At 38.9% G+C, this 26,642-nt stretch carries 30 protein-coding genes; 11 read left to right on the forward strand and 19 right to left on the reverse strand.

Going from position 1 to position 26,642, the window contains the following annotated elements; all coding sequences use genetic code 11:
* Nucleotides 1–113: 113 nt before the first annotated feature.
* Nucleotides 114–806 (forward strand): LytR/AlgR family response regulator transcription factor, encoded by a 693-nt coding sequence (locus GJ691_RS18060; protein WP_109650312.1) that lies wholly within the window; start codon nucleotides 114–116, stop codon nucleotides 804–806.
* A gap of 17 nt (nucleotides 807–823) precedes the next feature.
* Here GJ691_RS18060 and priA read toward each other — a convergent pair whose 3' ends face one another.
* Genes priA through nadC form a run of 4 tightly spaced genes read right to left on the reverse strand, consistent with a single transcriptional unit; the run spans nucleotide 824 to nucleotide 5,555 of the window.
* On the reverse strand, nucleotides 824–3,280 hold the full coding sequence (priA, locus tag GJ691_RS18065; protein ID WP_154369498.1) for a replication restart helicase PriA: 2,457 nt from the start codon (nucleotides 3,278–3,280) through the stop codon (nucleotides 824–826).
* Between the two features lie 12 nt (nucleotides 3,281–3,292).
* On the reverse strand, nucleotides 3,293–3,733 hold the full coding sequence (locus tag GJ691_RS18070) for a DUF2147 domain-containing protein (protein ID WP_154369500.1): 441 nt from the start codon (nucleotides 3,731–3,733) through the stop codon (nucleotides 3,293–3,295).
* On the reverse strand, nucleotides 3,717–4,697 hold the full coding sequence (locus GJ691_RS18075) for a YihY/virulence factor BrkB family protein (protein WP_154369502.1): 981 nt from the start codon (nucleotides 4,695–4,697) through the stop codon (nucleotides 3,717–3,719). Before GJ691_RS18075 ends, GJ691_RS18070 begins: the two co-directional genes overlap by 17 nt.
* Nucleotides 4,698–5,555, reverse strand: a complete 858-nt coding sequence (gene nadC, locus GJ691_RS18080; protein ID WP_154369504.1) for a carboxylating nicotinate-nucleotide diphosphorylase — start codon at nucleotides 5,553–5,555, stop codon at nucleotides 4,698–4,700.
* An 82-nt stretch (nucleotides 5,556–5,637) separates the two neighbouring features.
* Between nadC and rlmH the strand changes: the two genes are divergently transcribed.
* Nucleotides 5,638–6,111: a 23S rRNA (pseudouridine(1915)-N(3))-methyltransferase RlmH gene (rlmH, locus tag GJ691_RS18085; protein WP_154369506.1), complete on the forward strand. Its 474-nt coding sequence runs from the start codon at nucleotides 5,638–5,640 to the stop codon at nucleotides 6,109–6,111.
* A gap of 57 nt (nucleotides 6,112–6,168) precedes the next feature.
* Here the strand turns inward: rlmH and serA are convergent, their stop codons facing one another.
* The 5 genes from serA to GJ691_RS18110 all read right to left on the reverse strand — a co-directional run bounded on the left by serA (nucleotide 6,169) and on the right by GJ691_RS18110 (nucleotide 10,964).
* Nucleotides 6,169–8,052, reverse strand: coding sequence for a phosphoglycerate dehydrogenase (serA, locus tag GJ691_RS18090; RefSeq protein WP_425481751.1), 1,884 nt, complete (start codon nucleotides 8,050–8,052; stop codon nucleotides 6,169–6,171).
* A gap of 223 nt (nucleotides 8,053–8,275) precedes the next feature.
* Nucleotides 8,276–9,061 carry an alpha/beta fold hydrolase gene (locus GJ691_RS18095; protein WP_154369509.1) on the reverse strand — a complete coding sequence of 262 codons (786 nt, stop codon included), beginning with the start codon at nucleotides 9,059–9,061 and terminating at the stop codon, nucleotides 8,276–8,278.
* 38 nt (nucleotides 9,062–9,099) lie between these two features.
* Entirely contained in the window at nucleotides 9,100–9,801 is a 702-nt protein-coding gene (locus GJ691_RS18100; protein WP_154369510.1) for a DUF3307 domain-containing protein, read from the reverse strand.
* Nucleotides 9,801–10,412, reverse strand: a complete 612-nt coding sequence (locus tag GJ691_RS18105) for a SatD family protein (protein ID WP_154369513.1) — start codon at nucleotides 10,410–10,412, stop codon at nucleotides 9,801–9,803. The genes GJ691_RS18100 and GJ691_RS18105 overlap by 1 nt, the downstream gene beginning before the upstream one ends.
* A gap of 99 nt (nucleotides 10,413–10,511) precedes the next feature.
* Nucleotides 10,512–10,964 carry a methyltransferase family protein gene (locus GJ691_RS18110; protein ID WP_154369526.1) on the reverse strand — a complete coding sequence of 151 codons (453 nt, stop codon included), beginning with the start codon at nucleotides 10,962–10,964 and terminating at the stop codon, nucleotides 10,512–10,514.
* A 163-nt stretch (nucleotides 10,965–11,127) separates the two neighbouring features.
* On the opposite strand from GJ691_RS18110, the gene GJ691_RS18115 reads away from it, so the two are divergent.
* From GJ691_RS18115 to GJ691_RS18140, 6 genes are all read left to right on the forward strand, one after another.
* A complete protein-coding gene (locus GJ691_RS18115; protein WP_154369528.1) occupies nucleotides 11,128–11,721 on the forward strand; it encodes a non-canonical purine NTP diphosphatase in 594 nt (197 codons plus the stop codon).
* Nucleotides 11,705–12,349, forward strand: coding sequence for a DUF4337 domain-containing protein (locus GJ691_RS18120; protein WP_154369530.1), 645 nt, complete (start codon nucleotides 11,705–11,707; stop codon nucleotides 12,347–12,349). The genes GJ691_RS18115 and GJ691_RS18120 overlap by 17 nt, the downstream gene beginning before the upstream one ends.
* A gap of 148 nt (nucleotides 12,350–12,497) precedes the next feature.
* Nucleotides 12,498–14,294, forward strand: a complete 1,797-nt coding sequence (locus tag GJ691_RS18125; protein ID WP_154369532.1) for a DEAD/DEAH box helicase — start codon at nucleotides 12,498–12,500, stop codon at nucleotides 14,292–14,294.
* Nucleotides 14,295–14,369: 75 nt separating this feature from the next.
* A complete protein-coding gene (locus GJ691_RS18130) occupies nucleotides 14,370–15,143 on the forward strand; it encodes a carboxypeptidase-like regulatory domain-containing protein (protein ID WP_154369534.1) in 774 nt (257 codons plus the stop codon).
* A gap of 49 nt (nucleotides 15,144–15,192) precedes the next feature.
* The gene (locus GJ691_RS18135) at nucleotides 15,193–16,887 is read left to right on the forward strand and encodes an alpha-amylase family glycosyl hydrolase (protein ID WP_154369536.1); all 1,695 of its coding nucleotides are present in this window, start codon (nucleotides 15,193–15,195) and stop codon (nucleotides 16,885–16,887) included.
* 80 nt (nucleotides 16,888–16,967) lie between these two features.
* A complete protein-coding gene (locus GJ691_RS18140) occupies nucleotides 16,968–17,780 on the forward strand; it encodes a metallophosphoesterase (protein WP_154369538.1) in 813 nt (270 codons plus the stop codon).
* A gap of 2 nt (nucleotides 17,781–17,782) precedes the next feature.
* On the opposite strand, the gene GJ691_RS18145 is transcribed toward GJ691_RS18140, so the two are convergent.
* Genes GJ691_RS18145 through GJ691_RS18155 form a run of 3 tightly spaced genes read right to left on the reverse strand, consistent with a single transcriptional unit; the run spans nucleotide 17,783 to nucleotide 19,392 of the window.
* Entirely contained in the window at nucleotides 17,783–18,160 is a 378-nt protein-coding gene (locus GJ691_RS18145; protein WP_154369540.1) for a VOC family protein, read from the reverse strand.
* A gap of 5 nt (nucleotides 18,161–18,165) precedes the next feature.
* The gene (locus GJ691_RS18150) at nucleotides 18,166–18,693 is read right to left on the reverse strand and encodes an SRPBCC family protein (RefSeq protein WP_154369542.1); all 528 of its coding nucleotides are present in this window, start codon (nucleotides 18,691–18,693) and stop codon (nucleotides 18,166–18,168) included.
* Between the two features lie 48 nt (nucleotides 18,694–18,741).
* A complete protein-coding gene (locus GJ691_RS18155) occupies nucleotides 18,742–19,392 on the reverse strand; it encodes a TrmH family RNA methyltransferase (protein ID WP_154369544.1) in 651 nt (216 codons plus the stop codon).
* 35 nt (nucleotides 19,393–19,427) lie between these two features.
* Here GJ691_RS18155 and GJ691_RS18160 point away from each other — a divergent pair, with 35 nt between their 5' ends.
* Nucleotides 19,428–20,120, forward strand: coding sequence for an SIR2 family NAD-dependent protein deacylase (locus GJ691_RS18160; RefSeq protein WP_154369546.1), 693 nt, complete (start codon nucleotides 19,428–19,430; stop codon nucleotides 20,118–20,120).
* Here the strand turns inward: GJ691_RS18160 and GJ691_RS18165 are convergent.
* Entirely contained in the window at nucleotides 20,083–20,556 is a 474-nt protein-coding gene (locus GJ691_RS18165; protein WP_154369548.1) for a heme-binding domain-containing protein, read from the reverse strand. The two genes, GJ691_RS18160 and GJ691_RS18165, sit on opposite strands and share 38 nt — an antisense overlap.
* 34 nt (nucleotides 20,557–20,590) lie before the next feature.
* Between GJ691_RS18165 and GJ691_RS18170 the strand changes: the two genes are divergently transcribed.
* Nucleotides 20,591–21,166, forward strand: a complete 576-nt coding sequence (locus GJ691_RS18170; RefSeq protein ID WP_179955170.1) for an adenylosuccinate lyase — start codon at nucleotides 20,591–20,593, stop codon at nucleotides 21,164–21,166.
* Between the two features lie 91 nt (nucleotides 21,167–21,257).
* Nucleotides 21,258–22,601, forward strand: coding sequence for an adenylosuccinate lyase (purB, locus tag GJ691_RS18175; protein WP_154369550.1), 1,344 nt, complete (start codon nucleotides 21,258–21,260; stop codon nucleotides 22,599–22,601).
* 82 nt (nucleotides 22,602–22,683) lie between these two features.
* On the opposite strand, the gene GJ691_RS18180 is transcribed toward purB, so the two are convergent.
* From GJ691_RS18180 to GJ691_RS18205, 6 genes are all read right to left on the reverse strand, one after another.
* Nucleotides 22,684–23,499, reverse strand: a complete 816-nt coding sequence (locus GJ691_RS18180; protein WP_154369553.1) for a mechanosensitive ion channel family protein — start codon at nucleotides 23,497–23,499, stop codon at nucleotides 22,684–22,686.
* A gap of 260 nt (nucleotides 23,500–23,759) precedes the next feature.
* Nucleotides 23,760–24,299, reverse strand: a complete 540-nt coding sequence (locus tag GJ691_RS18185) for a DUF4252 domain-containing protein (protein ID WP_154369555.1) — start codon at nucleotides 24,297–24,299, stop codon at nucleotides 23,760–23,762.
* 74 nt (nucleotides 24,300–24,373) lie between these two features.
* Nucleotides 24,374–24,922 (reverse strand): DUF4252 domain-containing protein, encoded by a 549-nt coding sequence (locus tag GJ691_RS18190; RefSeq protein WP_154369558.1) that lies wholly within the window; start codon nucleotides 24,920–24,922, stop codon nucleotides 24,374–24,376.
* Between the two features lie 103 nt (nucleotides 24,923–25,025).
* On the reverse strand, nucleotides 25,026–25,571 hold the full coding sequence (locus GJ691_RS18195; protein WP_154370073.1) for a DUF4252 domain-containing protein: 546 nt from the start codon (nucleotides 25,569–25,571) through the stop codon (nucleotides 25,026–25,028).
* 11 nt (nucleotides 25,572–25,582) lie between these two features.
* Complete coding sequence (locus tag GJ691_RS18200) at nucleotides 25,583–26,002, reverse strand: hypothetical protein (RefSeq protein ID WP_154369560.1); 420 nt, start codon at nucleotides 26,000–26,002, stop codon at nucleotides 25,583–25,585.
* Complete coding sequence (locus GJ691_RS18205) at nucleotides 25,989–26,498, reverse strand: RNA polymerase sigma factor (protein ID WP_154369562.1); 510 nt, start codon at nucleotides 26,496–26,498, stop codon at nucleotides 25,989–25,991. The genes GJ691_RS18200 and GJ691_RS18205 overlap by 14 nt, the downstream gene beginning before the upstream one ends.
* Nucleotides 26,499–26,642: the final 144 nt, after the last annotated feature.

Here is a 26,642-nt window from a genome sequence, read left to right on the forward strand (position 1 = left end):
AATGGTCATTGCAAATTACACAGTATTTAATACATTGTTTACAACTTTTATTGCAGTTCAGCGTGTAATTTCGGTAATTTGTCGATGATTTAACCCCACAAATCAACCCATTTATGAAATTAAGAAGTATTATTGTTGATGATTCATCAATGCAGCGTATGGCAGTCGCGAAATTGGTCAACAACCATCCGAACCTTGCGATGGTTGCTGAATACAGCAATGCCATAGAGGCGAAGAATGGTATCAAGAACCATGAGATCGATTTAATTTTTCTTGATGTTGAGATGCCTATCATTAATGGATTCGACCTACTCGAATCCCTTGAAAACAGTCCTCAAGTAATCTTAATCACCGGAAAACCGGATTATGCCCTTAAAGCATTTGACTACGATGTAACAGACTATTTGCACAAACCCATTACCATGGCCCGTTTTGATGCATCTGTTAAAAGAGCCGTAGCAAAATACGAACAAATGAACAGGGTACTGGAAGATGAAGAACATATCTTCGTAAAAAGTAACCTTAAGAAAAGAAAAGTTATCCTTAACGATATCAAGTGGATAGAAGCCTTGGGCGACTACATAAAATTAGTTACGGATGAAGCGAATATCGTAATTTTATCAACAATGAAATCTTTTGAAAAGCAATTGCCTGAAGAAAAATTTCTTAGAATTCACAAATCATACATTGTGAACCTTGAAAAAGTTGAGAAATTCAATAGCAAGAATGTTGAAGTTAGCGGAAGGTCTATACCTTTGAGTAGAAATAAAAAGGCCGAATTGGCCGAGGCGCTAAGTAACGTTTAAACTTTACATAGTAATTTCTAAATGTGGTCTACATTGTAGATTACACGTACACTTCTGAACTGCGAAACAGCATTAAAGGAATTTTCTATTCTTTTAATGCTGTTTTTTGTTTGCGGTAAAGATTGCTTTAAAGAAACCTTTATGATCACATTTTTTATATATTGATTACGTATTCTTGCCACAGGAGGATATTCCGGACCTAATATTCCAGACTTGAAAACATTCCTTAAGCCTTTTGCAAACCATTCGGCCGCATCATTCAATGTGTTATAGTTTTTATGCTTGAATGTAATCTTGATAATCCTGTTAACAGGCGGATATAAAAATTGCTCCCGCTCATATAACTGTTCTTTGAACATTCCCAAATAATCATTGGTTGAAACCTGTTTTAGTATCTGATGGTAAGGATTATAACTTTGAATGATAACCTTACCGCGTTTTTTGGTCCGCCCTGCCCTACCCGCAACTTGGGTCAATAACTGAAAACTACGTTCATGCGCCCTATAATCGGGAAAATTTAACAAGGAATCCGCATTCATAATACCTACAAGATTCACATTCCTAAAGTCAAGTCCCTTGGTCAACATCTGCGTTCCTACAAGTACATCCAACTCTTGTTGCTCAAATGCGGTTATGATCTTTTCATACCCATATTTCCCCCTTGTCGTATCTAGATCCATTCTCCCCACATTTGCCTTAGGAAATAAATCTTTAAACTCTTGTTCTACCTGCTCGGTCCCAAATCCCTTAGTATCCAATGTTGGACTACCGCAGGCTTCACAGTTCTCTGGTAAGGCAATATGATGCCCACAATAATGACAACGCAATTGTTTTCTATGTTGATGATAGGTTAAACTAACATCACAGTTAGGACATTGGGGTGAATGCCCACAGGTAGTACACTCCACTATAGGGGCGAAACCCCTTCGATTCTGAAAAAGAATCACCTGTTCACCATTGTCCAAGGTTTCTGTTATCTCTTCCAATAACCGTTCAGAAAAATGACCTTTCATTCTCCTTTTTCGTGTTTGGTCCTTTAAATCGACTAATTCAATGTCGGGCATTACCACATTGCCAAAACGACGATCAATACTGGCATACCCATATTTCCCCGTTTGGGAATTATAATAACTTTCCAAACTTGGAGTTGCCGAACCCAATACCGTATTTGCATTGTGCAATTTGGATAAAACAATGGCCGCATCCCTTGCATGGTACCTTGGTGCAGGGTCAAATTGTTTAAATGAACCTTCATGCTCCTCATCTATAATAATCAATCCTAAATCTGAATACGGCAAGAACAGGGAAGAACGGGCGCCGATGACAATTTGGGCCTTCGATTTTTGGGCCAAAACATTATTCCATACCTCCACTCTTTCATGTATACTGTATTTGGAATGATACACGGATATCTTCTCTCCAAAATAATCTTGTAATCGCGAGATCAATTGTGTGGTCAATGCGATTTCCGGTAATAGGTACAAAGCCTGCTTACCACTATTTATACATTCTTCGATAAGCTTTACATATACCTCGGTCTTACCGGAAGAAGTAACACCGTGCAGTAGGGCAACCTTATTGTCATCAAAGCTTTTTTGTATATCGACCAAAGCCTTTTGTTGATACTCGTTTAGGGTCTTTAGATCAAAATCCTCATTTTCACCCTCGTAGTTTACCCTATCGATCCTTATGAGATATTCCTCTAGAATTCCCTTATCTACCAAAGCCTTGATTACCGCTTTTGAGCTACCACTGCTCTGTTCCAAGTCGGTGATCTTTATAGGCTTCTTATCCTTTACTTCCAATTGGAAAAGAGCCAAAACCACCTGACTCTGTTTCGGGGCCCTGGACAAAGATTCCAATAATTCCTCTAACTTTTCTTCCGACCGGTATGCCGAACCTAATTTTACATACCTGACCAATTTCGGTTTATATTGCTCGTATATTTCGTCTTTTAGTAGAATGACCTGCTTTTCGATCAACCTATTTAATATAGGCAGCACATTTTTCCGGTCGATAATGGCACTGACCTCATCTACCCGCAACATGGATTGATGCTGTAAAGCCTCATAAACCAAGAATTCATCGTCTTTTAGTCCATTCTCATCAACTACTCCCCTTTCATTCCTTAATATTAAAGTTTCACTCTCCAATAAAAAAGCACTGGGCATTGCACTTCTGAACACCTCGCCAATGGTACACATATAGTAATCGGCGATCCACCTCCAATGCCTCAATTGTACAGGGTTGACCACAGGAGCGTCGTCCAATATCTTATGGATTTCCTTGGCCTCGTACACCTCTGGAGGATTCGTATGGGTTTCATAGACCAATGCCGTATATATTTTTGATTTACCAAAAGGCACCGCCACCCTCATTCCAGGTTCTATATGCTGAAATTCAGTTTCGGAAATACTGTAAGTGAAGAGTTTTTCGAGCGGAATCGGCAATATTACATTGATGAAATGTTGCATACTTCACAACTTTTAGCTTTCAACACGCAACCAGGTCTGCGTTCTATAAATAAATGCCAGATATCCCCTGACCTTTAATTCATTCTCGTTATGGGGGTTCAACCATATTTTACACCTAAAAGTCATGGCTTGTTGTGGATCGAAGAGTTTTTTACCTTTCCATTCGCCATTATGATGTTCTTTAGCTTCCTCAATGATCATCATACCTAAAATAGGCCGATCTTTTAATTCACCTTCACATTTGGAACAAACGGCATCTTCTTTACCTTCTTCCACAATCTTGACTACCTTGCCATACATGAGGCCGTCTTTCTTATAAATATCAATTATGGCCTTAGGCTTTCCCGTACGGTCATCAATGGTCTTCCACTTACCGAATATACTTTGTGATTTAGCGGTAAATGAGAACATGACCAATATTCCCAATAGTAACAGCCTACTTCTTTTCGTCATCTTTATTGATATTTTTTCGCAATGAGTTAAGGGATGCGTTCAATTCGAACCCGAGCAGCAATATATTGGAATTTAACCAAATGAACACCATAAGTATCAATAATCCTCCCAAAGCCCCGTATAATTCGTTATAACGGGCGAATTTTTCAACATACACCCCAAAAAGATAGGATGTCAACACAAAAAGTATGGTGGTCATTAACGCGCCTACTGAAAAGAATTTGGCCTGTTTTCCCTCGGCAGTACCGAAATAATACAATATGGCAGTCGTGAAATACGACAATATCATAAAAAAGAGGATTTTACCGACTTGGGCGCCTACAATATCATTGTCACTAAGGTCATACCCCCTGGTCTTGGCTGCCCATTCACTCAAATAATCCAAAATATAAAATTCAAAATACACATAAATGGCCGCTCCCAAAATAAGGAGGATCGAAAGAATAAGTCCGACCATAAGTGCATAGGCATATTGTCGGATAAAATTTCGGGTCAGTTTTACGTGATATGAATTTTCAAATCCCCCGAAAATAGCATTCACGCCATTTGCCATAAGAAATATGGAAATAAAAAATGCAGAGGACAAGACCCCACCACTCCTTTGGTCTTTTATCTGCTGATAAATATCCCCAAAATATTCACTGGTCGCGGACGGTAAAAAAGATTCCAAGAACAACAAAAACTGGGCATCGAAATTCTCATTGCCAACGCTCGCATAAGGAATAATGAAAGGCACCAGGGTAACCAAAAATATCAACAGGGGAAACAAAGCCATAAACAGACTAAAGGCAATGGAACTCGCCCTAGAGGATAATGCACCTTGCAAAATACCCAAGACGTACATCTCTATTAGATCATAAAGGGAAAGGCCTTCAAAAGCAGGTAGTTTCACCTTTTTCAAAAGCAGGACGAACCAATTGACTATAGGTATTTTATCAAGTTTTTCCTCAATCTCTACAGACATTTATACCGCTTTAAGGCTTAGGTCCATATTATACACTGAATGCGTTAAAGCCCCTGAAGAAATATAATCTACCCCACACTCGGCATATTCCCTGATTGTTTTTTCATTGATCCCGCCAGAAGATTCCGTTTGGCATTGTTCACCAATCATCTTCACCGCCTTTCTCGTATCTGCATAATTGAAATTATCGATTAGGATGCGATGAACGCCTTTCGTTCTCAGAATTTCTTCTATCTCTGCTAAATTTCTAGCCTCGACGATAATTTTCAAATCGCGCTGGGTTTCCTTTAAATATTCCTGTGTTTTTTGAATCGCTTTTGTAATTCCTCCGGCAAAATCAATATGGTTATCCTTTAGCATGATCATATCATAAAGTGCGAACCTATGGTTTTCCCCACCACCTATTTTCACGGCCCATTTTTCAAGTGCCCTAATCCCCGGTGTGGTTTTCCTGGTATCCAGGATTTTTGTTCCGGTGCCCGCCAATAATTCAACATAGGAATTGGTCTTGGTCGCAATGGCACTCATACGCTGCATGGCATTCAGCACCAAACGTTCGGCCTTTAAAATACTTTGTGATGCCCCTGATACATAAAAAGCGACATCCCCATATTTTACCTTAGAACCGTCTTCTATAAGAGTTTCTACTTGCATATCCTTGTCTATATATGCAAATACCTGCTTGGCAAAATCAATTCCAGCGATGATCCCTTCATCTTTTACCAAAAGTTTGGCTTTACCCATGGCAGTTGCAGGAATGCACGCCAATGAGCTATGGTCCCCATCACCAACATCCTCTCGAATGGCATTGGAAATTATCAAATCTATCTCTTGTTGAAACTGTGCTTGTGAAATCATGGAAAATAATCGTTTGTGCTAAATTACTAAAAACAATATCCAATATGGAAATCCTATAACTTGAAAGTTTTAAATTTGGCATATGACGATCAAACTAATTGCCATTGGCAAAACCGATAATACTTCACTACAGCATCTTATTTCGGATTATGAAAAGAGGCTAGGTCATTACATTAAATTTGAGTTGGAAATTATTCCGGACATTAAAAATGTAAAAAACCTTTCTGAAGTACAACAGAAAGAAAAGGAAGGTGAACTGATCTTGAAAAAACTGAACAATACAGATGTTCTGGTACTTTTGGATGAGAACGGAAAACAATATGATTCCGTTTCATTCTCCAATTACCTCCAGAAAAAAATGAATTCAGGTATTAAACAATTGGTATTGGCCATTGGCGGACCCTATGGGTTCAGTGATACCGTTTACGCAAAAGCCCAAGGAAAAATAAGTCTTTCAAAGATGACGTTTTCGCATCAAATGGTGCGCTTGTTCGTAGTAGAACAATTATATCGCGCATTTACCATTTTGAAAAACGAACCGTACCATCACAGGTAAAACTCTAGAAACATTGTGAAAATACCTTTGAGAAAAGCTTAAACCCTTACCTAGGGCTTAATAAAGCACCCTGAATTTAATGGTATTCTCTATTTTACGCAATGCCTTGATAACCTCTTTATTGTACTCCTTATCCAAATCGGTTATTACATAACCCAACTCCGAATCGGTAGACAAATATTGACCGTTGATGTTCAATTCATACTTTGCAAGTACCTTATTGATTTTGGCCATTATACCCGGAACATTCTTGTGAATGTGCAAGAAACGGTGGGCATTGGTTTGTTTAGGCAATCTAATATTCGGGAAGTTCACTGCATCTACGGTATTCCCGGAATTGATATATTCCATGATCTTATTAGGCACAAAATCCGCAATATTACGTTGGGCTTCCTCTGTACTACCACCAACATGCGGTGTTAATATGACATTATCCAAACCTTGTAACTCAGTATGAAATTCCCCATTGGCCCGTGGTTCTTTAGGATAAACGTCAACCGCTGCACCACCAAGTTTACCGCTTTTCAATGCTTCTGCCAATGCTTCGATATCAACAACGAAACCTCTGGATAGGTTGACCAACATTGCTCCGTTTTTCATTTGATTCAGCTCGCGCTCCCCAATGAAATTCTTATTTGCCTTGTTATCATCGATATGCAAGGAAACGACATCGGAAATATTCATTAAATTTTCCAACGTTTCGCATTTAACGGCATTACCAATGGCAAGTTTGTCATCAATATCATAATAATAAACCCGCATACCTATAGCCTCTGCCAATACCGATAATTGCTTTCCTATGTTACCGTAACCAACGATACCTAGGTTTTTGCCCCTTACCTCTTTTGAATTAGCGGCCGTTTTGTTCCATTGTCCGCCGTGTATTTCGGTACTTCTTGGAAAAACGTACCTCATGAGCATAATGATCTCACCAATGGCCAATTCAACTACTGAGCGCGTATTGCTATATGGAGCATTGAAAACTACGACCCCTCTCGATTTACAATAATCAAGATCGATCTGGGTGGTACCTATACAAAAGGCACCGACTACGAGTAACTTATCGGCGGCATCCAACACTTTTTGGGTCACTTGTGTCTTTGAACGAATACCCAACACATGCACCCCTTTAATACGTTCTATCAACTCCTCTTCTGACAAACTACTTTTTACCAACTCTACCGAAAAACCATCTTCAGATAGGTTATGGAAAGCTGCCGGGTGCACATTCTCTAAAAGAAGTATCTTGATTCTATTCTTTGGGTATGAAATATTACGTGGCAAGTCATTCACAAAAAGAAATTCATCTAAATTAGGCGCAACATGGTCCGCATGCTCAGCAGCCTTTTGCCTATGCACATTTTCCGTATAAGCGAAAAACTTATCGGCTATTCCAGCCTCACGCATTACATAATCGCTATACCCGTCTCCGATTACTTGTACTTCCCCCTCTAAATGAAGGTTTTTAAGACATTCTATCTTACCATTATGGGTTGCCAAAACGTTTTTCTCATCAAATCCTATGATATTCCCTTCCTCATCAAATTCGAAAGTATTTGCATATACCCTATCGGAAGGAATGTTGTACTCTTTGACAATGGGATCGATAAATTCTTTGAAACCGCAGGAAATCACATAAATATCATCTGAGAACTTCTCAAAAAATTCCTTGTTGGACTCTATGGACTTTGAAATCTTTTGACGCAGCTCCTGAACCAATCCTTCCAAATCGTCTTTATGGGCCTCAAGGAGTTTAATTCGTCGTTCCAAAGATTCCGTAAACGAAATATCACCGTCTATCCCCAAATTGGTGATTCGCTGTATTTCATCTATTATTTCTTCCCTGTTGGATTTTCCTTGCAAGGTCATCTCCGCCAAAACATCTAAGGCCTCAACCCGGGTTAAGGTACTGTCAAAATCAAAAACGTAGTTACGTGCCACTTTGGTTATCTTCTTTAGATTATTGTGTGCTGTTTTTGGGTCTCGTTAATCATGGAGCTATCCCGATCTTCTTCTTAAAATCAAGCGATAAAAGTAAAAATTAATTCTGAAGCGTTCAGCGGAATCTTATCAAAAGTTATCCCTATAACCAAAAGCTTTTATTTTGATAAATAAACTTGATAAATACGTTAATATCGACAAACCTTTTTTTCTCTTTGGCCCTTTAATCCAGAAAATCGATTATAGCTTTGGAAAAACCTTTGGTCTTATACGTTCCGTTATGGTCGCCTTCCACTATTTGAAGTTCTGCCCTAGGTAATGCCCTTTGTAGTTTTTCCGGATTGCCGTTGTCGGCATCCTGATCACCTGTAATTATCAATATTCTTTTTCGTATGGCCCCCAATTCCCGTAGTGAGGTCACCGGTTGGTGTTTTTGCTGTAAGTGCAGCGAAAGTAAATCGGCATGTATTGATCGTGCATAATCAACAGCTCCTTGTGTTATCTCATTGGTTTCCCCTGCGAAAGCTTTGGCGAACATTCTTCGCCGATCCCAATCTGGGTTAGTGAAATCAACACCCATTCCGCCTAAAACGGCTTTCTTAATCCGTTTGTCCGTTGTCAATAATTTCGCAAGGACTATACTCCCTCTTGAGTATCCTATCGCTTTATAGCGCTTTATCTTCAAATGATCCATGAGCAAGATCAAATCCTTTATTTCTGCACCATTCGCATAAGCCCTTTCACCCTTTGGCTTGTCAGAATCGCCATTACCCCGTAAATCGGGAATAATGACCCTATATCCTTTAGCTAAAAGATCTTTCTTCAATGCAGTATTTTCCCATGATTTTCTTGTATTGATAAAACCATGGACCAGCAAGATCGGTTTACCCTCACCCTCATCAGTATACACTATCTTGGAACCATCGAAAGAATTGAATTGAGAGGTTTGTGCACTTAGGTCAAGGCCCAAGCACAAGAGAAAAAAGAAAACCATTCGTATTGCAACCATACCTTTACTTTTTAAATAGCTATCCCGAAAAACCTATTTTATTGATGAAATCCAACGTATATGATACCTGCAATGATCGCCATTCCGAAGCTGAGCAATGTCCCGATCAATATATACTCGGTAAGCTTACGGTTGTTGCTTTCCTTTAGGTCATTGAACCTGAATACGGATTTTGCGGTAATCAACAAACCGATAGCTTCCCACCGTCCCAAAATGATAAAAGTAAGAACGAACAGTCTTTCGATAATACCGATATACTTTCCTGCATTGGGCAAAGACTTATGATCCACCTCTATCCTATTCGACATTCCTTCTAACACTATCCCCATTATGATTGCGGTAGGATAACTTACAAAAACCACAGCGGTCACCAGAGGCCAATCTATTAAGCTTGTCAAACTTAAGGTGTGCTCATACAGGTTTTCATAATAAACACAGGCATATAAGACCAGTACATGCAACAACTGATCTACAAAAAACGGAATGGTCTTGTTCTTGAATTTTGGATTTGCATATAACTTGCCCAAATCCAAAAAGTAATGCGATACTGTAATGACCAATATGGTCTTCCAATAACTAAAATCCCACAACAACAAAAACATTAACCCTGCATGAAGCAATACATGTAAGTAAAGATATTTTGATTTGACCTTATTTGCTTCCTTATGAACGACCCAACGCTTCGGTTGCAACAAAAAATCACCTATTAAATGGGCCAATAAAAGTTTCGTAAAGAGCATTATTCCTGAATTGAATTAATAGTGGTTTTATAATATGCCAGTAATTCCTGAACCAGATCCAAACGGGCCCTCTTTGTTCTTTGGCTTACCGCCGATTGTTTAATATGTAATTGCTCGGCCAAATTTTGCTGTGATTTTTCAGGGTTTCCCAACACCAGATATACCATTTCCGCTGATACCGTACTCCAATCATCCATAAAATCAGAAGCGAGTTTCAACATTAAGTTAAGCGTTCTGTTGTACTCACTGTCGGCCGTGGCAATCATTAAATTCACTTTATTTTCCTTTAAGGCCTCCAAGGTAATCCCTGATCGCTGGTAGGCCGTACCATTGGATTCACTAACACCGGCCCCGACAAAGGATTCAGTCCCCACTCCTATCCCCATGCGAATGTCGAGCCCTTTGATCGTTTTCATCAAGGCCTTGATCCGTATGGCCGCGAATAACGCCTCATCTATCGGCAGACGTAATTGAATTTCATCGCCCCGGTATATTTCCCAAGTTTTTGGCGTACCTCCCCATTGGGACAAACATGTTTTAAGCCGCCCCATCCATTCCGTTGTATCATAACCCCTGGAATTTATGATGTCGCCTGTAATAATTGCTATCATTTTAATAACTTAAAAAGCTAATATACTTTAATTATAAGCTAATGTACTAATATTTTGAATTATAAGCTAATTATGTAATAAATAATAAAAAGAGAATATTCAAAACCATCTTCTGACTTGAGTACAATAATGCCTGAAATCCTTACCAAAAACAGCTAGCAAGGCCTTTTCTTCAGGTATTATTTGAAATTTGTTCATGTACCCCACAAAACCCGCTGCCGACAAGGTATTGAAAGCATTCCCCAACCAAAGTCCCCACGCCAACAAAACCATTAAAAGTGCCAAATACATAGGATTTCTCGAATACCTATATAAACCATTAGTCACCAAACTAGTTGTCTTTAACGGTATTCTAGGGTCTATGGTCGTTTTAGAAACAAAGAACTGTATTAATGAGACAAGTCCCAATAATAGCCCCAACCCTCCAAGCAAAATAATCAGAAAATCCCTGCCAAAAAACTCGAAACCACCAAAAGGCAGAAACATGGCCAATATGTACATGAATGTTGAAAAAACAACAAAAACAAGAACAGGCGGTAATTTCAACTTCATATAAGGGATAATTAAATCGTAAATAAAATTACTATTTTTGAACGAATTAAACTTATGCCCATATTTTTCCTCCCCTTAAAACCCTTCCCATTGTGCTAAATATCATTTCTAAACGAACATATTTAGAATCATATCAAAAATTGAAAAAACTAATAGCTACATCATGAAATTGGTTTTCGCCACACACAATCAAAATAAAGTAAGAGAGGTACAGGCCTTACTGCCTAAAACCATAACACTATTATCCCTAACCGATATTGGTTGCGACGAAGAAATACCCGAAACCGGCAAAACACTTGAAGCAAATGCCATATTGAAGGCCGATTTTGTCACCAACAAATATGGCTACCCTTGTTTTGCAGATGATACGGGCTTATTGGTAAATTCACTGGACGGGGCTCCCGGGGTTTATTCGGCGCGCTATGCCGGTGAACAAAAAAATTCTGATGACAATATGGATAAGTTACTGACCGAATTGAAATCAAAAAAAGACAGAACAGCCCGATTTGAAACCATTATAGCCTTAAATCTAGAAAATAAGCAACATATATTCAAGGGAGTTGTCGAAGGCGAAATATCAACCGCCAAAAAAGGAAAAAAAGGGTTTGGTTACGACCCGATATTTAAACCGGATACACACGAAAAAACCTTTGCTGAACTACCATTGGAGGTAAAAAACAAAATCAGCCATCGTGGAAAGGCCATTCAACATTTATTAACCTATTTAAAAAGCCTAACCAATGATCCCGGATACTAAAGAAGGAAAAACCATGCAAGTTTCGGTTGCTTCCGAAAACGCAGAAGCACTGGGAGGAGTGTTAATAGCAATTTTTGCCGCTTTAATGGCAATTGCACAAATGGTTAACGGCGAATTAGAGGAAGAAATGATGATCGCACACAACAAAGTCGTCAACTACTCTAGCTGGTACCAATCAAAAAGTATAAAAGAAAGCCTAAAGGAAAGTGAGCTGAATTATCTTGAAACCCTCATGAGTGCAGGTATTGTACCCCAAGAAAAACAAGAAACCGTCTCTTCCATAATAACTGAAACAAAGACCAGGATCCAAAAATATAGTGATGAAAAAACCGAAATATTATTAGGGTCATCAAATATACCCAAAGAAAAGTGGGTTCAGGACCTTAACGGTGAAATGGGAGCCATAATCGGGGTAAAAGAATGGGAAACAAAAGCTACTGAATATGATGTTGCCACCCAAAAATTCGATATCGGTATGTTATTTTTCCAGATAAGCATTGTTCTAGGAGCCATTTGTATCATTATATATGACAATCCCAAATTACAAAGAGGCTTCATCTCACTTATGGTGGTCTTCGGCATCATAGGCTTGATCATGTCGATTTATGGATATTTATTGGCTCCATAAATACCTTTTTATCCATATAAATAAATAACTGTATCTTTGCGCCTTTATTAATTGCCGCCGGTATGGCAGGTGTTGCTCTGAGTCTAATAGGTTACAAACGATAATCGCTCTATACAACACACATATTTGCGATTAAGTAACATATATTATGACAAAATTTGAAGCATTGGGGCTACAACAGTCCCTATTGGATGCTGTCACTGATTTAGGGTTTGAGAACCCTTCTGAAGTACAGGAAAAAGCAATTCCCATCTTATTGGAAAATGAGACCGATTTAGTTGCCTTGGCACAAACCGGAACAGGTAAGACCGCAGCCTTCGGTTTTCCCTTAATTCAAAAAATACAAAGCGAAAGCAGAACCACACAAGGATTGATCCTTTCCCCTACCAGGGAGCTCTGTTTACAGATTACCAACGAATTGAAATTATACTCAAAATACGAGAAAAATATCAATGTAGTTGCTATCTATGGAGGTGCCAGTATTACAGAACAGGCCAAACAGGTTAAAAGAGGTGCCCAAATCGTGGTTGCCACACCTGGACGTATGAAGGATATGATAGGTCGTCGATTGGTCGATATATCAAAAATAGATTATTGTATACTAGATGAGGCCGACGAAATGTTGAACATGGGCTTCTTCGAGGATATCAAGGATATTCTTTCGAATACCCCAAAAGAAAAGTCAACTTGGCTATTTTCGGCCACTATGCCCAAAGAAGTTTCGGTCATCGCCAAGAAATTTATGCATAGTCCGCAAGAAATTACGGTTGGCGACAAAAATTCCGGTGCTACGACGGTTCAGCACGAATATTATATCGTTGGAGGAAGAGATCGTTACCCTGCCCTAAAAAGATTGGCAGATACCAATCCTGATATATTCTCCGTAATATTCTGTAGAACAAAACGGGATACCCAAAAAGTAGCTGAAAAGCTTATAGAAGACGGTTACAATGCCGGAGCCCTACATGGTGACCTTAGTCAAAACCAAAGGGATTTGGTAATGAACTCCTTCCGTAAAAAACAGATACAAATGTTGGTCGCTACCGATGTGGCGGCACGTGGTATCGATGTTGATGATATTACCCATGTGATCAACTACCAACTACCGGATGAGATTGAAACCTATACGCACCGTAGTGGACGAACAGGCCGTGCAGGTAAATCAGGTATCTCAATGGTCATCGTAACCCGAAGTGAGTTACGAAAAATCAAATCGATTGAAAATAAGATCAAGCAAAAATTTATCCAGAAAACCATTCCTACAGGTATGGAAATCTGTGAAATACAGTTATATCATTTAGCCAATAAAATTAAGGATACCGAAATAAACGAAGAGGTAGAAAGTTATTTACCTGCTATAAATGATGTGTTACAAGGTGTTGACCGTGAAGAACTTATAAAGAAAATTGTTTCGGTAGAATTTACCAGATTCTTCAATTATTACAACAAGACCAAAGACTTAAACCGTGTAGATTCGAATGATCGTGGTGATGGAAGAAGAGATCACGGTGGGCAAGTGCCGACCAGTGGTTCAGTGCGCTACTTTATCAATGTCGGTGAAAAAGATGGTTATGATTGGATGTCGCTAAAAGACTTTATCCGAGATACGGTTGACCTTGATAAAGATGATGTTTTCAAAGTCGATGTAAAAGAAAGTTTTTCTTTCTTCAATACAGATGCTGAAGTAACCGAAAAAATATTGGCCACCTTCACTGAATTTAAAGTAGATGGCCGTTTTGTCAACGTGGAAGTTTCTAAAAATCCAGGTGGCGGTGGCGGTCGTGGAGGAAGAGACCGAAAAAGAAGCGGTGGCCGGGATCGGAGTCGATCAGGAAATAGCCGAGATCGTAATTCCTCGAACAAAGGAAGGGATAGAAGATCATCAGGAGGCAATGCTAGTTATTCCGGAAAACGCAGGAGCAAACGTAAAAGTGATTTCTTTTAGTTAATTGTATATTAAAAATGTCGTTCCTAGTCCTTTTTGTTTTGATTAATACCCATTTATTCGGATCTTAGACCAATGATAAAATATATTACCATTGCCTTGCTATTTTTGGGTTTCTTAGGATTTTCCCAAGAAACCGAAATAGAGTCCCAAACGTTAAGTGCCATTGTGATCAATGCACAGACAGACAAAACTTTGGAGAGTGTCCATGTTGTAAATCTCAATAAAGTACTAGGAACGATTACCAATCAAAAAGGGGAGTTTTCAATAACCGCCTCTGTAAACGATACCCTATATTTTTCCTATCTCGGGTTCAAATCCCAGAAAATCAGGGTTACCAACGATATGTTCAAGTTCAAGGACACCAAAATATCGCTTACAGAGTTGGCTTATGCCCTCGAGGAGGTAATTGTTAGACCATATCAATTAACGGGCTATCTAGAAATAGATGTTAAGAACATGCCTATAAACAACGCCTACCAGTATAGTATATCAGGGCTGAACGTTGGTTATGAAGCAGGAAAGAAAAACCCTAGCGCAGCTACCAAAGTACTTGGGGCCATACTGAATCCGGCAGATTTGTTACGTAACCTGTTTGGCAAAAAACCCAATCAAATGCGAAAATTAAGACAGGTGAAGGAAGACGATGCCATTCGGGACCTTCTTGCCTCTAAATTTGACAGGGAAACGCTTACCGAACTGTTGCAAATAGAAAAAGTGGATATTGAGGACATCCTAAACAATTGTAGTTATTCAAAATCTTTTATCTCCACTGCAAACGATTTACAGATCCTAGATGCGATCAGTAGCTGTTATGAAGAATTCAAAGTACTAAATAGAAAGAAATAAATTTTCTATTTCCCACTGCATTTTATAGCTTTAACCAAAATAGACAACTATGCATCGACTGTTCGTATTGTTTCTGGTTTTAGTTTTTATATACTCCTGTAAACCAGACAAAAAAGTAACCACAAACCAACCAGAGGTTGCTGCAGTCCGGACACAACCGGAAAACCAAGAAACGGTTCCTTTCGTATGGGAAGGGGCGAATATTTATTTTTTACTTACCGATCGTTTCAATAATGGAAACCCCGATAATGATGTAAACTTCGAAAGAACAAATGAAACCGGTGAGTTAAGGGGCTTCATGGGAGGTGATCTAGAAGGGATAACCCAAAAAATCGAAGAAGGTTATTTTACCGATTTAGGAATAAATGCCATATGGTTTACCCCTGTCGTAGAGCAAATTCATGGCGATACCGACGAATCTACGGGAAATACTTATGGGTACCATGGATATTGGGCAAAGGATTGGACCTCCTTAGATCCAAATTTCGGAACGCGTAAAGATTTGGAGAAATTAGTGAAAACGGCCCATAAAAACGGAATTCGTATTTTAATGGACGTTGTATTGAACCATACAGGACCGGTTACCCCAAAAGACCCCGTATGGCCCGAAGAATGGGTAAGAACAGAGCCAACATGCCAATTCAGCACTTATGAGAATACTACGGCTTGCACCTTAGTCGATAATCTACCGGATATTTATACCGAATCAAATGAGGCCGTTACGTTACCAGATGCCCTTTTAGCAAAATGGAAGACCGAAGGCAGAATAAGTACTGAGCTCGACGAACTGCAATTGTTCTTTGACCGAACAGGATATCCGAGAGCTCCTAGGTTCTATATCATTAAATGGTTGACCGATTATGTAAACGACCTCGGTATTGATGGTTTCAGGGTAGATACGGTAAAACATGTGAACGAGAACGCATGGTCAGAACTTTATAAAGAAGCCTCCATAGCATTTGAATCATGGAAAAAGAAACATCCCCAATTAGTACTGGACGACAACCCGTTCTACATGGTCGGGGAAGTTTACAATTATAATATTTCAAATGGAAGAACCTTTGATTTTGGTGATAAGAAAGTAGATTTCTACAATCATGGCTTTAAAAGTTTGATCAACTTTGAGTTGAAGCAGGATGCCGATATGGATTATGAATCCATTTTCAAAAAATACAATACGTTATTGAATACCAAGCTTAAAGGAAAAAGTGTACTCAACTATTTAACATCCCATGACGATGGACAACCATACGACAAGGAACGCAAAAAACCAATCAGAGCGGCAAATGTATTACTCCTGACGCCGGGAGCCTCACAGGTTTACTATGGTGACGAATCTTCCAGGGACCTTACCATCGAAGGTGCTGTTGGGGATGCAACTTTAAGGTCGTTTATGAATTGGAAAGATCAAGACAGTCTTCCAGGTGTAAAAAATACTTTGGCGCATTGGCAGAAATTGGGCAAATTCAGAAAAAACCACCCAGCTATCGGCGCGGGCAAACACAATAGACTTTCTAAAAAACCATACGTCTTTAGCCGAACCTATATCGATGATGATTTCAAGGATAAGGTTGTAGTCGGATTAGATCTTCCAAAAGGAAAAAAATCGCTATGGGTCAAAGGTTTTTTCGGTGACGGAACAAAACTCCATGAAGCCTATTCCGATACTTTAATTGAAGTGAAAAATGGAAAGGCCATCTTTGAAAGTGAATACGATATTGCTTTGCTAGAACTTGTCCAATAGACAAATTGGGCAACACTCTATACTTTTTATTCGGGATTTTAACGGTTCGGTCATAAACAATCCAATTTTCAAGGAAAAAAATGAAATTAAGCAGAAGAAGCTTTATGATCAAAATGTTTTCAGGGGTTTTGGGACTGCTACTCTTGGATGCTTTTTGGCTAGAACAATATTTTTTGGAATGGAACACCTTTGATTTAGCAAAGGATGACAAGAAAAAACTAAAAGCCATACAACTTAGTGATCTTCACCTGGAAAAAATTAAATGGGTACACAAATCACTCGCTAAGCGAATAAACAAAGAGCTACCCGATGTGTTGTTCCTGACGGGGGATAGCATCACAAAAAATTCACGAATTCCCCTCTTAAAAGAATTCTTATCCCTTATTGACCAAAATATTCAAAAGGTAGCCATTTTAGGCAATAAAGAATATTCCGGCCGAGTTGATATAAAGGAACTGAGACAGGCTTTAGACGCTTGTAATTGCACTCTGTTGATCAACGAATCCTTTGTTTTAAAAACAAAACTTACGAAGGTCAATATTTTAGGCTTGGACGATTTGGTTTTTGGTACTCCCGACTTTGAATCGGCATCCATAGATATTGACAGGTCATTGCCAACCATTGTTCTTAACCATTGTCCTATCTATCGGGAAACCGTTGATGAAGTAAGTGCTTCTTTAGGGATAAAACCCATTATCCTATCTGGTCATACCCACGGAGGGCAAATCACCTTTTTCGGAAGACCTTTGATGACACCATACGGTAGTGGTGACTATGTAAAAGGATGGTATTCTAATGAAATCTCGAAAATGTACGTTTCCAAAGGAATAGGAACCACAATCTTCCCTATTCGCTTTGGGGCCAGGGCTGAGGCTACAATTTTTTATATGTAATATTATCGTAAGGAATGTAATGCAATGCGGTTGCCCTCGGTATCTTTCACCAAGGCCATAAATCCATGCCCACCTCCTATTTCTGTTTTCTCTTTGAGTATTTCGCCTTTGGCCGCTACAACCCTACTTAATTCAATAGCAAGGTCCACACAGGTAAAGTACAATAAAGGCCCATGGGTGGCACTTGGTATGTACATCTGATGTTGTACCAACGATCCCGAAGCTCCTTTCTTCCCTTCGGCACTAGGAAACCATCCCATAATCAATCCTCCCAAATCATGGACACTGATGGTTATATCGAAAACTGTTTCATAGAACACCTTGGCACGTTCCATATCGACCACGGGTATCTCAAACCAACCAACACTATTATATTCCATAAGAACTAATTCTCAAGAATGGATTTAAGGGATTCTAATCCCTCTTCAAAATCCTTACCTACCATTTTGTCCATATTCATGAACAACATCATTATACTCATGGGAAACTTGTTCTTACCCGAAAAACCCCAAGTAACTTTGGTACTCCCACCACTGATTTCCTCCACGTCAAAATAACAATCCGAAGTGGATTTAAAAGGCTTTAAAAACCTTAGTTCACCTTCTATTCGCTCTCCTTCGATTATTTTGGTGATTTCTTGCTCACCTTCACCTACATCTTTGTTCCCATTCCAATAACTAATGGCTCCTACTTCTCCATCCGTACCCGTAAACTTATGATCCATATCCGGGTCTTTCTTTTCCCATGGCGACCATTCCCTCTGTTTCTTTAGGTATTTAAGGTATTCGAAAACTTCAGCCTTTGGTCTAGCGACCTCGATCGTTCTATATACATTATAATTTTTTGGTGCGATTATAGCCAGAAATACAACAAGAACCAAGATTCCCATTAAAATATAAAGTAGCATATACATATGTGTTTCAATTAATTGGTTGTTATTAAATATAGTAAAAAATTAAATTCACCTGTAGTATCTCTCCAAAATATCATCGATACTTTTGATTGACTTTTGAGTCCAATCCAATCGCTTCTCAAGTTTTTCTTCATCGCTTAACCTCCAAGGCAATTGTTGTGATTTCATTTTTACGGTAAGATGTTGCAGGATAATGGCCGCAGAAACAGAGATATTCAGACTTTCGGTAAAACCGACCATTGGTATTTTCAAAAACGAATCCGCCTTGCCCATTACCTCCTCACTCAAGCCCTCTTTTTCAGTTCCGAAAAACAATGCTGTTTTTTCATTGATCTTAAAATCTTCAAGATAGCAAGAATCGTTATGTGGTGTCGTAGCAACGATACGATACCCTTGTTCCCGTAATAAGGATATGCACGATTCCGTGGTTTCGTGCCGTTGCACATCTACCCATTGCTGTGCGCCCATGGCAATGTTCTTGTCCAATCGTTTACCAAATCTACTTTCAATAACATGGGCCTGCTGTAACCCAAAAACCTCACAACTACGTATTACGGCACTGGTATTGTGCATTTGATAAACATCTTCAATCGCAACCGTAATAAATTTGGAACGCTCTTCCAATACGTTCAGGAAACGTTCCTTTCTTTCTGCCGAAATAAACCCCTCAAGGTAGTCTAAAAGTTGTTGGTCTATCATAATTCGAATATAAGAAAAAGGTCTATTTTTATAAAATGAAAAAGAACGTGGTAATACTTACAGGAGCTGGGATGAGTGCCGAAAGTGGACTTAATACCTTCCGGGATGCCAATGGTCTTTGGGAAGGGCACGATGTTATGGAAGTAGCTTCTCCCCAAGGTTTTTCAAAAAACCCTGAATTGGTCCTTGAATTTTACAATCAAAGAAGAAGGCAATTACAGCAAGTCTCTCCTAATATCGCTCACAAGGCTTTAGTGAATCTCGAAGAACGATTTAAGGTAACCATAATTACCCAGAATGTAGATGACCTTCATGAACGGGCCGGTAGTTCAAATGTTGTTCACTTGCACGGGGAACTTTTAAAAGTGCGCAGCACAAATGGCGGACAACCTATTCCTTGGTATAACGATTTAAATCTGGGGAACTATTGCCAAAACGGACATCAATTACGGCCACATATCGTTTGGTTCGGCGAAGAAGTGCCCATGATGGGAAAGGCAAAGGAAATTACCTCTATGGCCGATTTCCTGATTATTATTGGTACATCGATGCAAGTATACCCCGCAGCCAGTTTAATTGACTTTGTGCCGACACAGACTCCCATATTCTTTATTGACCCAAGACCTTCGATTAAAAGTAATCCGAAAAGAATGCTACAGGTTATCCCTGAAAAGGCAACCAAGGGCGTGCCTATTGTGGTTGCTGATTTAATTCATAAAGCAATCTAGACTGATTTGCCCAGGCAATTACTGCATCTTTTTGAGCTGCTGTCAATTCGGCTTCAGAATGCATCAAAGTGTATGATTTTAAAGGCATTTCCCCTTCTTCCAGCACTTCGGCGACTTCTTCTAACTTATGACTTTTCTTTTTGTTGGAATAACTCCCCCAAGCCGAAAAATTCAGTTCACTTTTACCTTCTTCCACATGATCGGAAAGCCAATAAGACAAGGGGGCCACATTATTGTACCATGGGTATTTGGTATTGTTGCTATGGCAATCATAACAGGCATTTTCCAATATCACCTGTACCTCGGTCGAAGGATTGGTTTCAGCGATGAAATCAGACGTATGGTTTCCTTGTGACAAATTCTTTGCAGGTCGGTAAAACTGCATGGCAATTAATACTAAAAGCAGTACTAACGCGATTTTTTTTATTATTTTCATTGGGGCGAACGTTTAATCAAAAATACAAATAATTGTGACTAAAGAGCAATTAATACAATCTTTGGACTATGTAAATGCTACAAGGGAAAAACGTATGCAAATGACCCGTTCGGTCATGGGCAATCCTAAACTATTGGCCCCATTATTACAAATAGCTTTCGAAGGACAGAATCCTGTATGCGATAAAGCATGTTGGATTTTGGAATATGTGGTGAAACAGAACCCGGAATTCATTTTACCTTATATCAACAACTTTACCCAAGGTCTACATACTTTGAAATCAGAATCCTCTATACGGCCCATGGCGAAAATATGCGAGATCTTGAGCAAGGCATTCTTCTCCAGGAAACCGAACAACATACAGACTGTTTTGTCCCTAGATCATTTAGAACGAATGGCAAGTGCTTGTTTTGACTGGCTTATCGGTGATCACAAAGTAGCTTCCAAAGCCTACTCAATGACCTCTTTGTTTCTTCTTGGCAAAACATTTGATTGGATACATCCCGAATTAAAGTTGGTTTTGGAACAGAACTATGCCTCAGGAAGCTCAGCCTACAAAGCAAGGGCAAGATTGACCCTTGATAAGCTCAACGCCTTGAAACCGTGTTGAAAAGAAATACAAACAATGCTTTGCAAACCTTTTAAACTCACCTATGAATAAGTATCTTTGCAACTTTTAACCAAAACCCATCACATCAACCATGTCATTATCCCAATTGAATGCCATTTCGCCGATTGACGGTCGTTATAGAAGTAAAACTGTTTCTTTATCCCCTTATTTTTCCGAAGAAGGATTGATTAAATACAGGGTTCTTATTGAAATTGAATATTTTATCGCTCTTTGTGAAATTCCCTTACCTCAACTAGAATCGTTCGATTCTTCCAAATTTGATGCGTTGAGGGATATTTATAAGAACTTCGATACGGCAGATGCACAGGAAATCAAGGATATTGAAATGACCACCAACCATGATGTAAAGGCCGTTGAATACTTTATTAAACGAGCTTTTGACACTTTAGGCCTAGGCAGCTATAAAGAATTCATACATTTTGGGCTCACTTCCCAGGATATAAACAATACCGCCATACCATTGTCTATCAAAGAAGCAATGAACGATGTTTACGTTCCCATGTATTTTGAAGTTTTGGATAGATTGAAGGAATTGGTGGAAGAATGGGCCAACGTACCCCTATTGGCCAGAACGCATGGTCAACCAGCTTCCCCTACCCGTCTAGGCAAAGAAATAGATGTGTATGTAGAACGACTGAAAGAACAATTCAATTTATTGAACGATATACCCAGTGCTGCAAAATTCGGTGGTGCAACAGGTAACTACAATGCACATAAAATAGCTTATCCCAATATTGATTGGAAAGCCTTTGGCAAGCAATTCGTACAAGAAAAATTGGGGTTATCGCACTCTTTCCCAACTACACAGATAGAGCATTATGATCATTTAGCGGCATTATTCGACACCTTAAAACGTATTAATACGATTATTCTTGATTTGGACCGTGATTTCTGGACCTATGTCTCTATGGATTATTTTAAACAAAAAATAAAAAAGGGCGAAGTAGGTTCTTCTGCCATGCCCCACAAGGTCAACCCCATAGATTTTGAAAATTCGGAAGGAAACATAGGAATTGCAAATGCCATTTTTGAGCATTTATCAGCCAAATTACCAGTTTCCAGGCTACAACGGGACTTAACCGATAGTACCGTTCTAAGAAACGTAGGTGTGCCCTTTGGACATACATTGATCGCCTTTCAATCTACATTAAAGGGACTGAACAAACTTTTATTGAACCAGGAAAAAATAGAACAGGACCTTGAGAACAATTGGGCCGTGGTTGCCGAGGCCATACAGACCATCTTGAGGCGAGAAGGGTATCCTAACCCGTATGAAGCCTTAAAGGGCCTAACACGTACCAATGAGAAGATAAACCAAAATACCATTGCCGGTTTTATTGATACATTGGAAGTTTCCGATAGTATTAAAACCGAACTGAAGGCAATAAACCCTTCCAACTATACAGGTATTTAAGACCGATTAAATTCATAAAAAAAAAGCCACTTTTATAAAAAATAAGAGTGGCTTTTTATTTGTATCGATATCCAATGAAGAACTATCCTTCCTTGTGGATTTCCACAGAGTGTGGATAAGGAATTTCAATTCCGGCTTTATCCAAGGCCAGTTTACAATTTTCCAATGTTCCAAAATAAACATCCCAATAATGTTCCGGTTTGCAGTATGGTCGCACGGCAAAGTTCACTGAACTGTCGGCCAATTCAGAAACATTTACAGATGGTGCCGGATCTTGCAATACCAAAGGATTAGAGGTTAATACATTTAACAATACCTCTTTGGTCTTCTTAATATCCTCCCCATAACCTACTCCGATAGTAGTATCTACACGAATTACACCTTCAGCCGTATAATTTACGATGTTACCGTTCGCCATAGCGCCGTTAGGAACAATGGCCAATTTATTTTCAGGAGTCGTCATTTTGGTTGTGAAAATCTCAATATCCTTAACAACACCCAACTCTCCTTGAGCCTCAATTAGATCTCCTACTTTATATGGTTTGAAAATCATGATCAATACTCCACCCGCAAAGTTCGATAACGACCCTTGCAAGGCCAAACCAACGGCCAAACCGGCAGCAGCGATTACCGCGGCAAATGTGGTTACGTCAACCCCTAATTGGGATATGACCAAAAGAATCAAAAATATTTTTAATGCCCACGAAATCAAGTTTAATAAAAAACCTTGAAGTGATTCATCATATTTACTTTTGGCCATCATCTTTCGGGTAGCCCCTACGATTTTCTTGATAACCCAAGAACCAACGAGGTAGATGAGGATTGCCGTCAATAATTTTGGTCCGAATTCTTTGGCCAATTCAATGCCATAATTAAACCATTCAGTTGCTTTTTCCATTTTAATAAAGTGTTATAGTTAATAGTAGTGCGAATATAAGTATTCACCATTAAAACTTTTATGGAATAGACCAACTAATTTGGGATAAATATCAATAAAACACAGGAAGAACAACGAGTAATTAACAAAGGGCCTAGCTAAACATAGACCCATTTATCCGGATTGTGAACGAACCCAAAAAATAGAATTCAAGAAAATCGATAAATTATCAACCTTACAGATTGGACTTTAAAGCTTTAGTTTGAAAAGCTATTGGAAATTCAACCTTTAATGAAATCCGCGATATCGGAAAGACCTTCTCCCTTATAATCCGATTTTTGAACGGCTTGCATAAATTGGACCAAATTGGCCGGTTTCATATTGTTTCCCAAAACACGTATCAGCATAAATCCTTTTTCATCATTGTCTCCATAAATGATTACTTCATCTATTTCCTCTTCATTCCCGATATATTTAATGACCCCTTTGCCATAGCTGGTATTGAGTTTCATTAAATCGATGAACTTCTCGTTCTTTAAAATGGCCTTTACGTTGGTTTTTTCCTCCTCAAATTCAACTGAATTCGTGTCGCTCTTTTTAAAAGCCAATACGTTCATTTTTTTCAAGGAATTCAATGCTTCCCTTTCAGCTTCGCTCAACTCCACTTTATCCATGTTCAAAAGACTCACAGGAAGATCCACGGAAAGGAAATTCGGGTTTTCCGAGTTATCGACAAAATATTCTTGAAGGCTTTGGGTAGATGAGCAACTACTGATAACAAGGATTACGACTACCGATAGTACTTTAACAATTTTATTCATTTTTCTAGTTTAATACGTGTTCCCAATAACAACGAACCGGTTACTGGTATTATGGCCAATAACCGGTTTAAGTTTTATCTTTTGTGCTTCCCCGCCTTGTTCAAATCTTCAGGAAGGTCCATATTCTTGGTCAATGCACTTATTTGGTTCAGATCTATATCCCCGGTCATTGAGACCAATACCGTTTCGAACTTTCTTCCATGTACATCTACATCCATTTCTTTTAATCCGGAAACGAACATCAGTAATTCGGTGACATGGTCTTTTTTCTTTCCATTTCTGATATAGAACTTAACATTTACATCCTTGTCCTTTACCCTCATCAATTCTTCCAATGAAGAGGATCTTAGATATTTACGAACCGTTGCTGACATATCGGCGGCTACGGCTTTATCCTCAGTAATAAAGACTTTGATCCCGTCGATTCCACGGGCCATTTCCACGAACTCCTTGGCTTCCTTATCATCGTCCAAGCTTCCGATAGAGGTTAACAAATCTATCATTCCCTTATTGACTATTACGGAACCTACATGGTCCATATCCTCGAACTTATCGAAAATAGATTGTGAGAATCCGGCTAACGGTAAAAGGGCGATTGCTAAAATTAATGTGATTTTTTTCATGACTGTCGTTTTTTTGCCAATTGGCAGTTTGATTAATTATGATTGATTGATGATAGTGATGGTTCAAGTGGTTTATTCCTTGGACCACCACTTAATTTTGATTTTAATTCTTTTTTCCTGCTTCGTTCAATTCCTCAGGAAGGTTCATCTTTTTTGTAAGTGACCCTATTTTCCTTAAATCGATATCACCGGTAAGGGAAAGCAATACGGTTTCGAACTTTCTGCCATTCACCTCAACATCTACATTGTTGATTCCCGTAACGAACATCAACAGTTCACTCACATGGTTTTCATCCTTACCATTTTTAATGTAGAACTTAACGTTGGCATCCTTGTCCTTAACACGCATCAACTCTTCCATTTTGGCACTCTTCAGATACTGGTTCATGGTTTTCAGCATATCGGCAGATATACCCTTATCCTCTGTAATGAACACCTTTAGGTTCTTTAAACTTTTGGCGATATCCATAAAGTCTTTCGCCTCGGGATCATCTACCTCAACATCTATATTTGACAGCAACCTGAACATACTTTGGTTGACCACTACGGCGCTTACATTGTCCAAATCTTCATATTTATCGAAGGCGGACTGTGAAAAGCCAAGTACAGGTAAAACTGCCAATGCAATTGTGATTATAATTTTCTTCATCATTTTAATTTTTAATTTTTATTGTAAATCTTTTGTTTTGTATTTTCAAACTCATTCAAATAAGCCACCTTTTCGGTGCCTTTATTAAAATTATCGGCCAATAAGGTCAAGGCTTTCTTAGTTTCATTATAGGCATACTCGGCTTCTTTCTTTTCTTGGTACTCCTTACCAAAGTATATGCCAAACAGTAGAACAGCCATCGCAGCTATGGAAAGCCACTTATAGTTTATATTTCTTTTTTTCAATGGCAACTCTTTGGTATACCGTTCTTCCTTGGCAATGGAAAAGTACTGGAACATGGGGGCATACTGCTTTAGATGTGCTGCTACATTTTCCTGTGCAAAATATGCTCTTAGCTCTTTCTCCTCGACAATCGAAGTAGAACCCTCAAGATATTTTTCCAATAATTTTTCAATTCTATCCAATTCCATAACTATGTTTTTGCATTAATTTTTCCCTTACAGTTTTACGTGCCCTTGATAAGGCAACACGTATTGCGGTTGGTTTCATATTCAATAACTCCCCTATTTCATCAAAATCGTATTCTTCGACATCCCGCAATTGTAATATCATTTTTTGTTGTTCCGGTAGTTCTTCCATGATCTTCCCTACCCAGTCCAAACTATCTTTAACTTCTACCTGTTTCTGTAACGAAGTGTTATCATCCCCATAGTTACTATGCACAAGTTTTAAATTACCGGCCTGTCTCGACTTTAACCTATCCAGACAGAAATTTTTTGTCATCGTCATCGCAAAGGCCTCTACATTATTATATTTACCTATGTTTTCATTTTTCGCCCAAAGTTTCATTAAAATTTCCTGTGTGGCATCTTCAGCCTCTTCCCTGGAGACCAGCAAACGTTTTGCCAACCTGTAGAGTTTATCCTTAAAAGGCATTACCACATTTAAAAATTCCGACTGTTTCATTCTGTTGCTTGGTTGTTCATAGCACCACTTTCGGGTCTACAAAAGGAAGACGAAGTATAAACGATTTTGTTACAAATAATTTTTATTTCTTGATATTGTCTTTAAATTGGGCATCCAAAGTAAAAGAAGTTACGTAAATAGTTA

This window comes from Maribacter luteus (assembly GCF_009674825.1).
GTDB classification, from domain to species: Bacteria; Bacteroidota; Bacteroidia; order Flavobacteriales; family Flavobacteriaceae; genus Maribacter_A; species Maribacter_A luteus.

Excerpts from the sequence above, each read along its gene's own strand:
- GJ691_RS18060 (WP_109650312.1), top strand. The coding sequence starts at position 114 with ATGAAATTAAGAAGTATTATTGTTGATGATTCATCAATGCAGCGTATG.
- priA (WP_154369498.1), bottom strand. The coding sequence starts at position 3,280 with ATGCAACATTTCATCAATGTAATATTGCCGATTCCGCTCGAAAAACTC.
- GJ691_RS18070 (WP_154369500.1), bottom strand. The coding sequence starts at position 3,733 with ATGACGAAAAGAAGTAGGCTGTTACTATTGGGAATATTGGTCATGTTC.
- GJ691_RS18075 (WP_154369502.1), bottom strand. The coding sequence starts at position 4,697 with ATGTCTGTAGAGATTGAGGAAAAACTTGATAAAATACCTATAGTCAAT.
- nadC (WP_154369504.1), bottom strand. The coding sequence starts at position 5,555 with ATGATTTCACAAGCACAGTTTCAACAAGAGATAGATTTGATAATTTCC.
- rlmH (WP_154369506.1), top strand. The coding sequence starts at position 5,638 with ATGACGATCAAACTAATTGCCATTGGCAAAACCGATAATACTTCACTA.
- GJ691_RS18095 (WP_154369509.1), bottom strand. The coding sequence starts at position 9,061 with ATGGTTGCAATACGAATGGTTTTCTTTTTTCTCTTGTGCTTGGGCCTT.
- GJ691_RS18100 (WP_154369510.1), bottom strand. The coding sequence starts at position 9,801 with ATGCTCTTTACGAAACTTTTATTGGCCCATTTAATAGGTGATTTTTTG.
- GJ691_RS18105 (WP_154369513.1), bottom strand. The coding sequence starts at position 10,412 with ATGATAGCAATTATTACAGGCGACATCATAAATTCCAGGGGTTATGAT.
- GJ691_RS18110 (WP_154369526.1), bottom strand. The coding sequence starts at position 10,964 with ATGAAGTTGAAATTACCGCCTGTTCTTGTTTTTGTTGTTTTTTCAACA.
- GJ691_RS18115 (WP_154369528.1), top strand. The coding sequence starts at position 11,128 with ATGAAATTGGTTTTCGCCACACACAATCAAAATAAAGTAAGAGAGGTA.
- GJ691_RS18120 (WP_154369530.1), top strand. The coding sequence starts at position 11,705 with ATGATCCCGGATACTAAAGAAGGAAAAACCATGCAAGTTTCGGTTGCT.
- GJ691_RS18125 (WP_154369532.1), top strand. The coding sequence starts at position 12,498 with ATGACAAAATTTGAAGCATTGGGGCTACAACAGTCCCTATTGGATGCT.
- GJ691_RS18130 (WP_154369534.1), top strand. The coding sequence starts at position 14,370 with ATGATAAAATATATTACCATTGCCTTGCTATTTTTGGGTTTCTTAGGA.
- GJ691_RS18135 (WP_154369536.1), top strand. The coding sequence starts at position 15,193 with ATGCATCGACTGTTCGTATTGTTTCTGGTTTTAGTTTTTATATACTCC.
- GJ691_RS18140 (WP_154369538.1), top strand. The coding sequence starts at position 16,968 with ATGAAATTAAGCAGAAGAAGCTTTATGATCAAAATGTTTTCAGGGGTT.
- GJ691_RS18145 (WP_154369540.1), bottom strand. The coding sequence starts at position 18,160 with ATGGAATATAATAGTGTTGGTTGGTTTGAGATACCCGTGGTCGATATG.
- GJ691_RS18150 (WP_154369542.1), bottom strand. The coding sequence starts at position 18,693 with ATGTATATGCTACTTTATATTTTAATGGGAATCTTGGTTCTTGTTGTA.
- GJ691_RS18155 (WP_154369544.1), bottom strand. The coding sequence starts at position 19,392 with ATGATAGACCAACAACTTTTAGACTACCTTGAGGGGTTTATTTCGGCA.
- GJ691_RS18160 (WP_154369546.1), top strand. The coding sequence starts at position 19,428 with ATGAAAAAGAACGTGGTAATACTTACAGGAGCTGGGATGAGTGCCGAA.
- GJ691_RS18165 (WP_154369548.1), bottom strand. The coding sequence starts at position 20,556 with ATGAAAATAATAAAAAAAATCGCGTTAGTACTGCTTTTAGTATTAATT.
- purB (WP_154369550.1), top strand. The coding sequence starts at position 21,258 with ATGTCATTATCCCAATTGAATGCCATTTCGCCGATTGACGGTCGTTAT.
- GJ691_RS18180 (WP_154369553.1), bottom strand. The coding sequence starts at position 23,499 with ATGGAAAAAGCAACTGAATGGTTTAATTATGGCATTGAATTGGCCAAA.
- GJ691_RS18185 (WP_154369555.1), bottom strand. The coding sequence starts at position 24,299 with ATGAATAAAATTGTTAAAGTACTATCGGTAGTCGTAATCCTTGTTATC.
- GJ691_RS18190 (WP_154369558.1), bottom strand. The coding sequence starts at position 24,922 with ATGAAAAAAATCACATTAATTTTAGCAATCGCCCTTTTACCGTTAGCC.
- GJ691_RS18195 (WP_154370073.1), bottom strand. The coding sequence starts at position 25,571 with ATGAAGAAAATTATAATCACAATTGCATTGGCAGTTTTACCTGTACTT.
- GJ691_RS18200 (WP_154369560.1), bottom strand. The coding sequence starts at position 26,002 with ATGGAATTGGATAGAATTGAAAAATTATTGGAAAAATATCTTGAGGGT.
- GJ691_RS18205 (WP_154369562.1), bottom strand. The coding sequence starts at position 26,498 with ATGAAACAGTCGGAATTTTTAAATGTGGTAATGCCTTTTAAGGATAAA.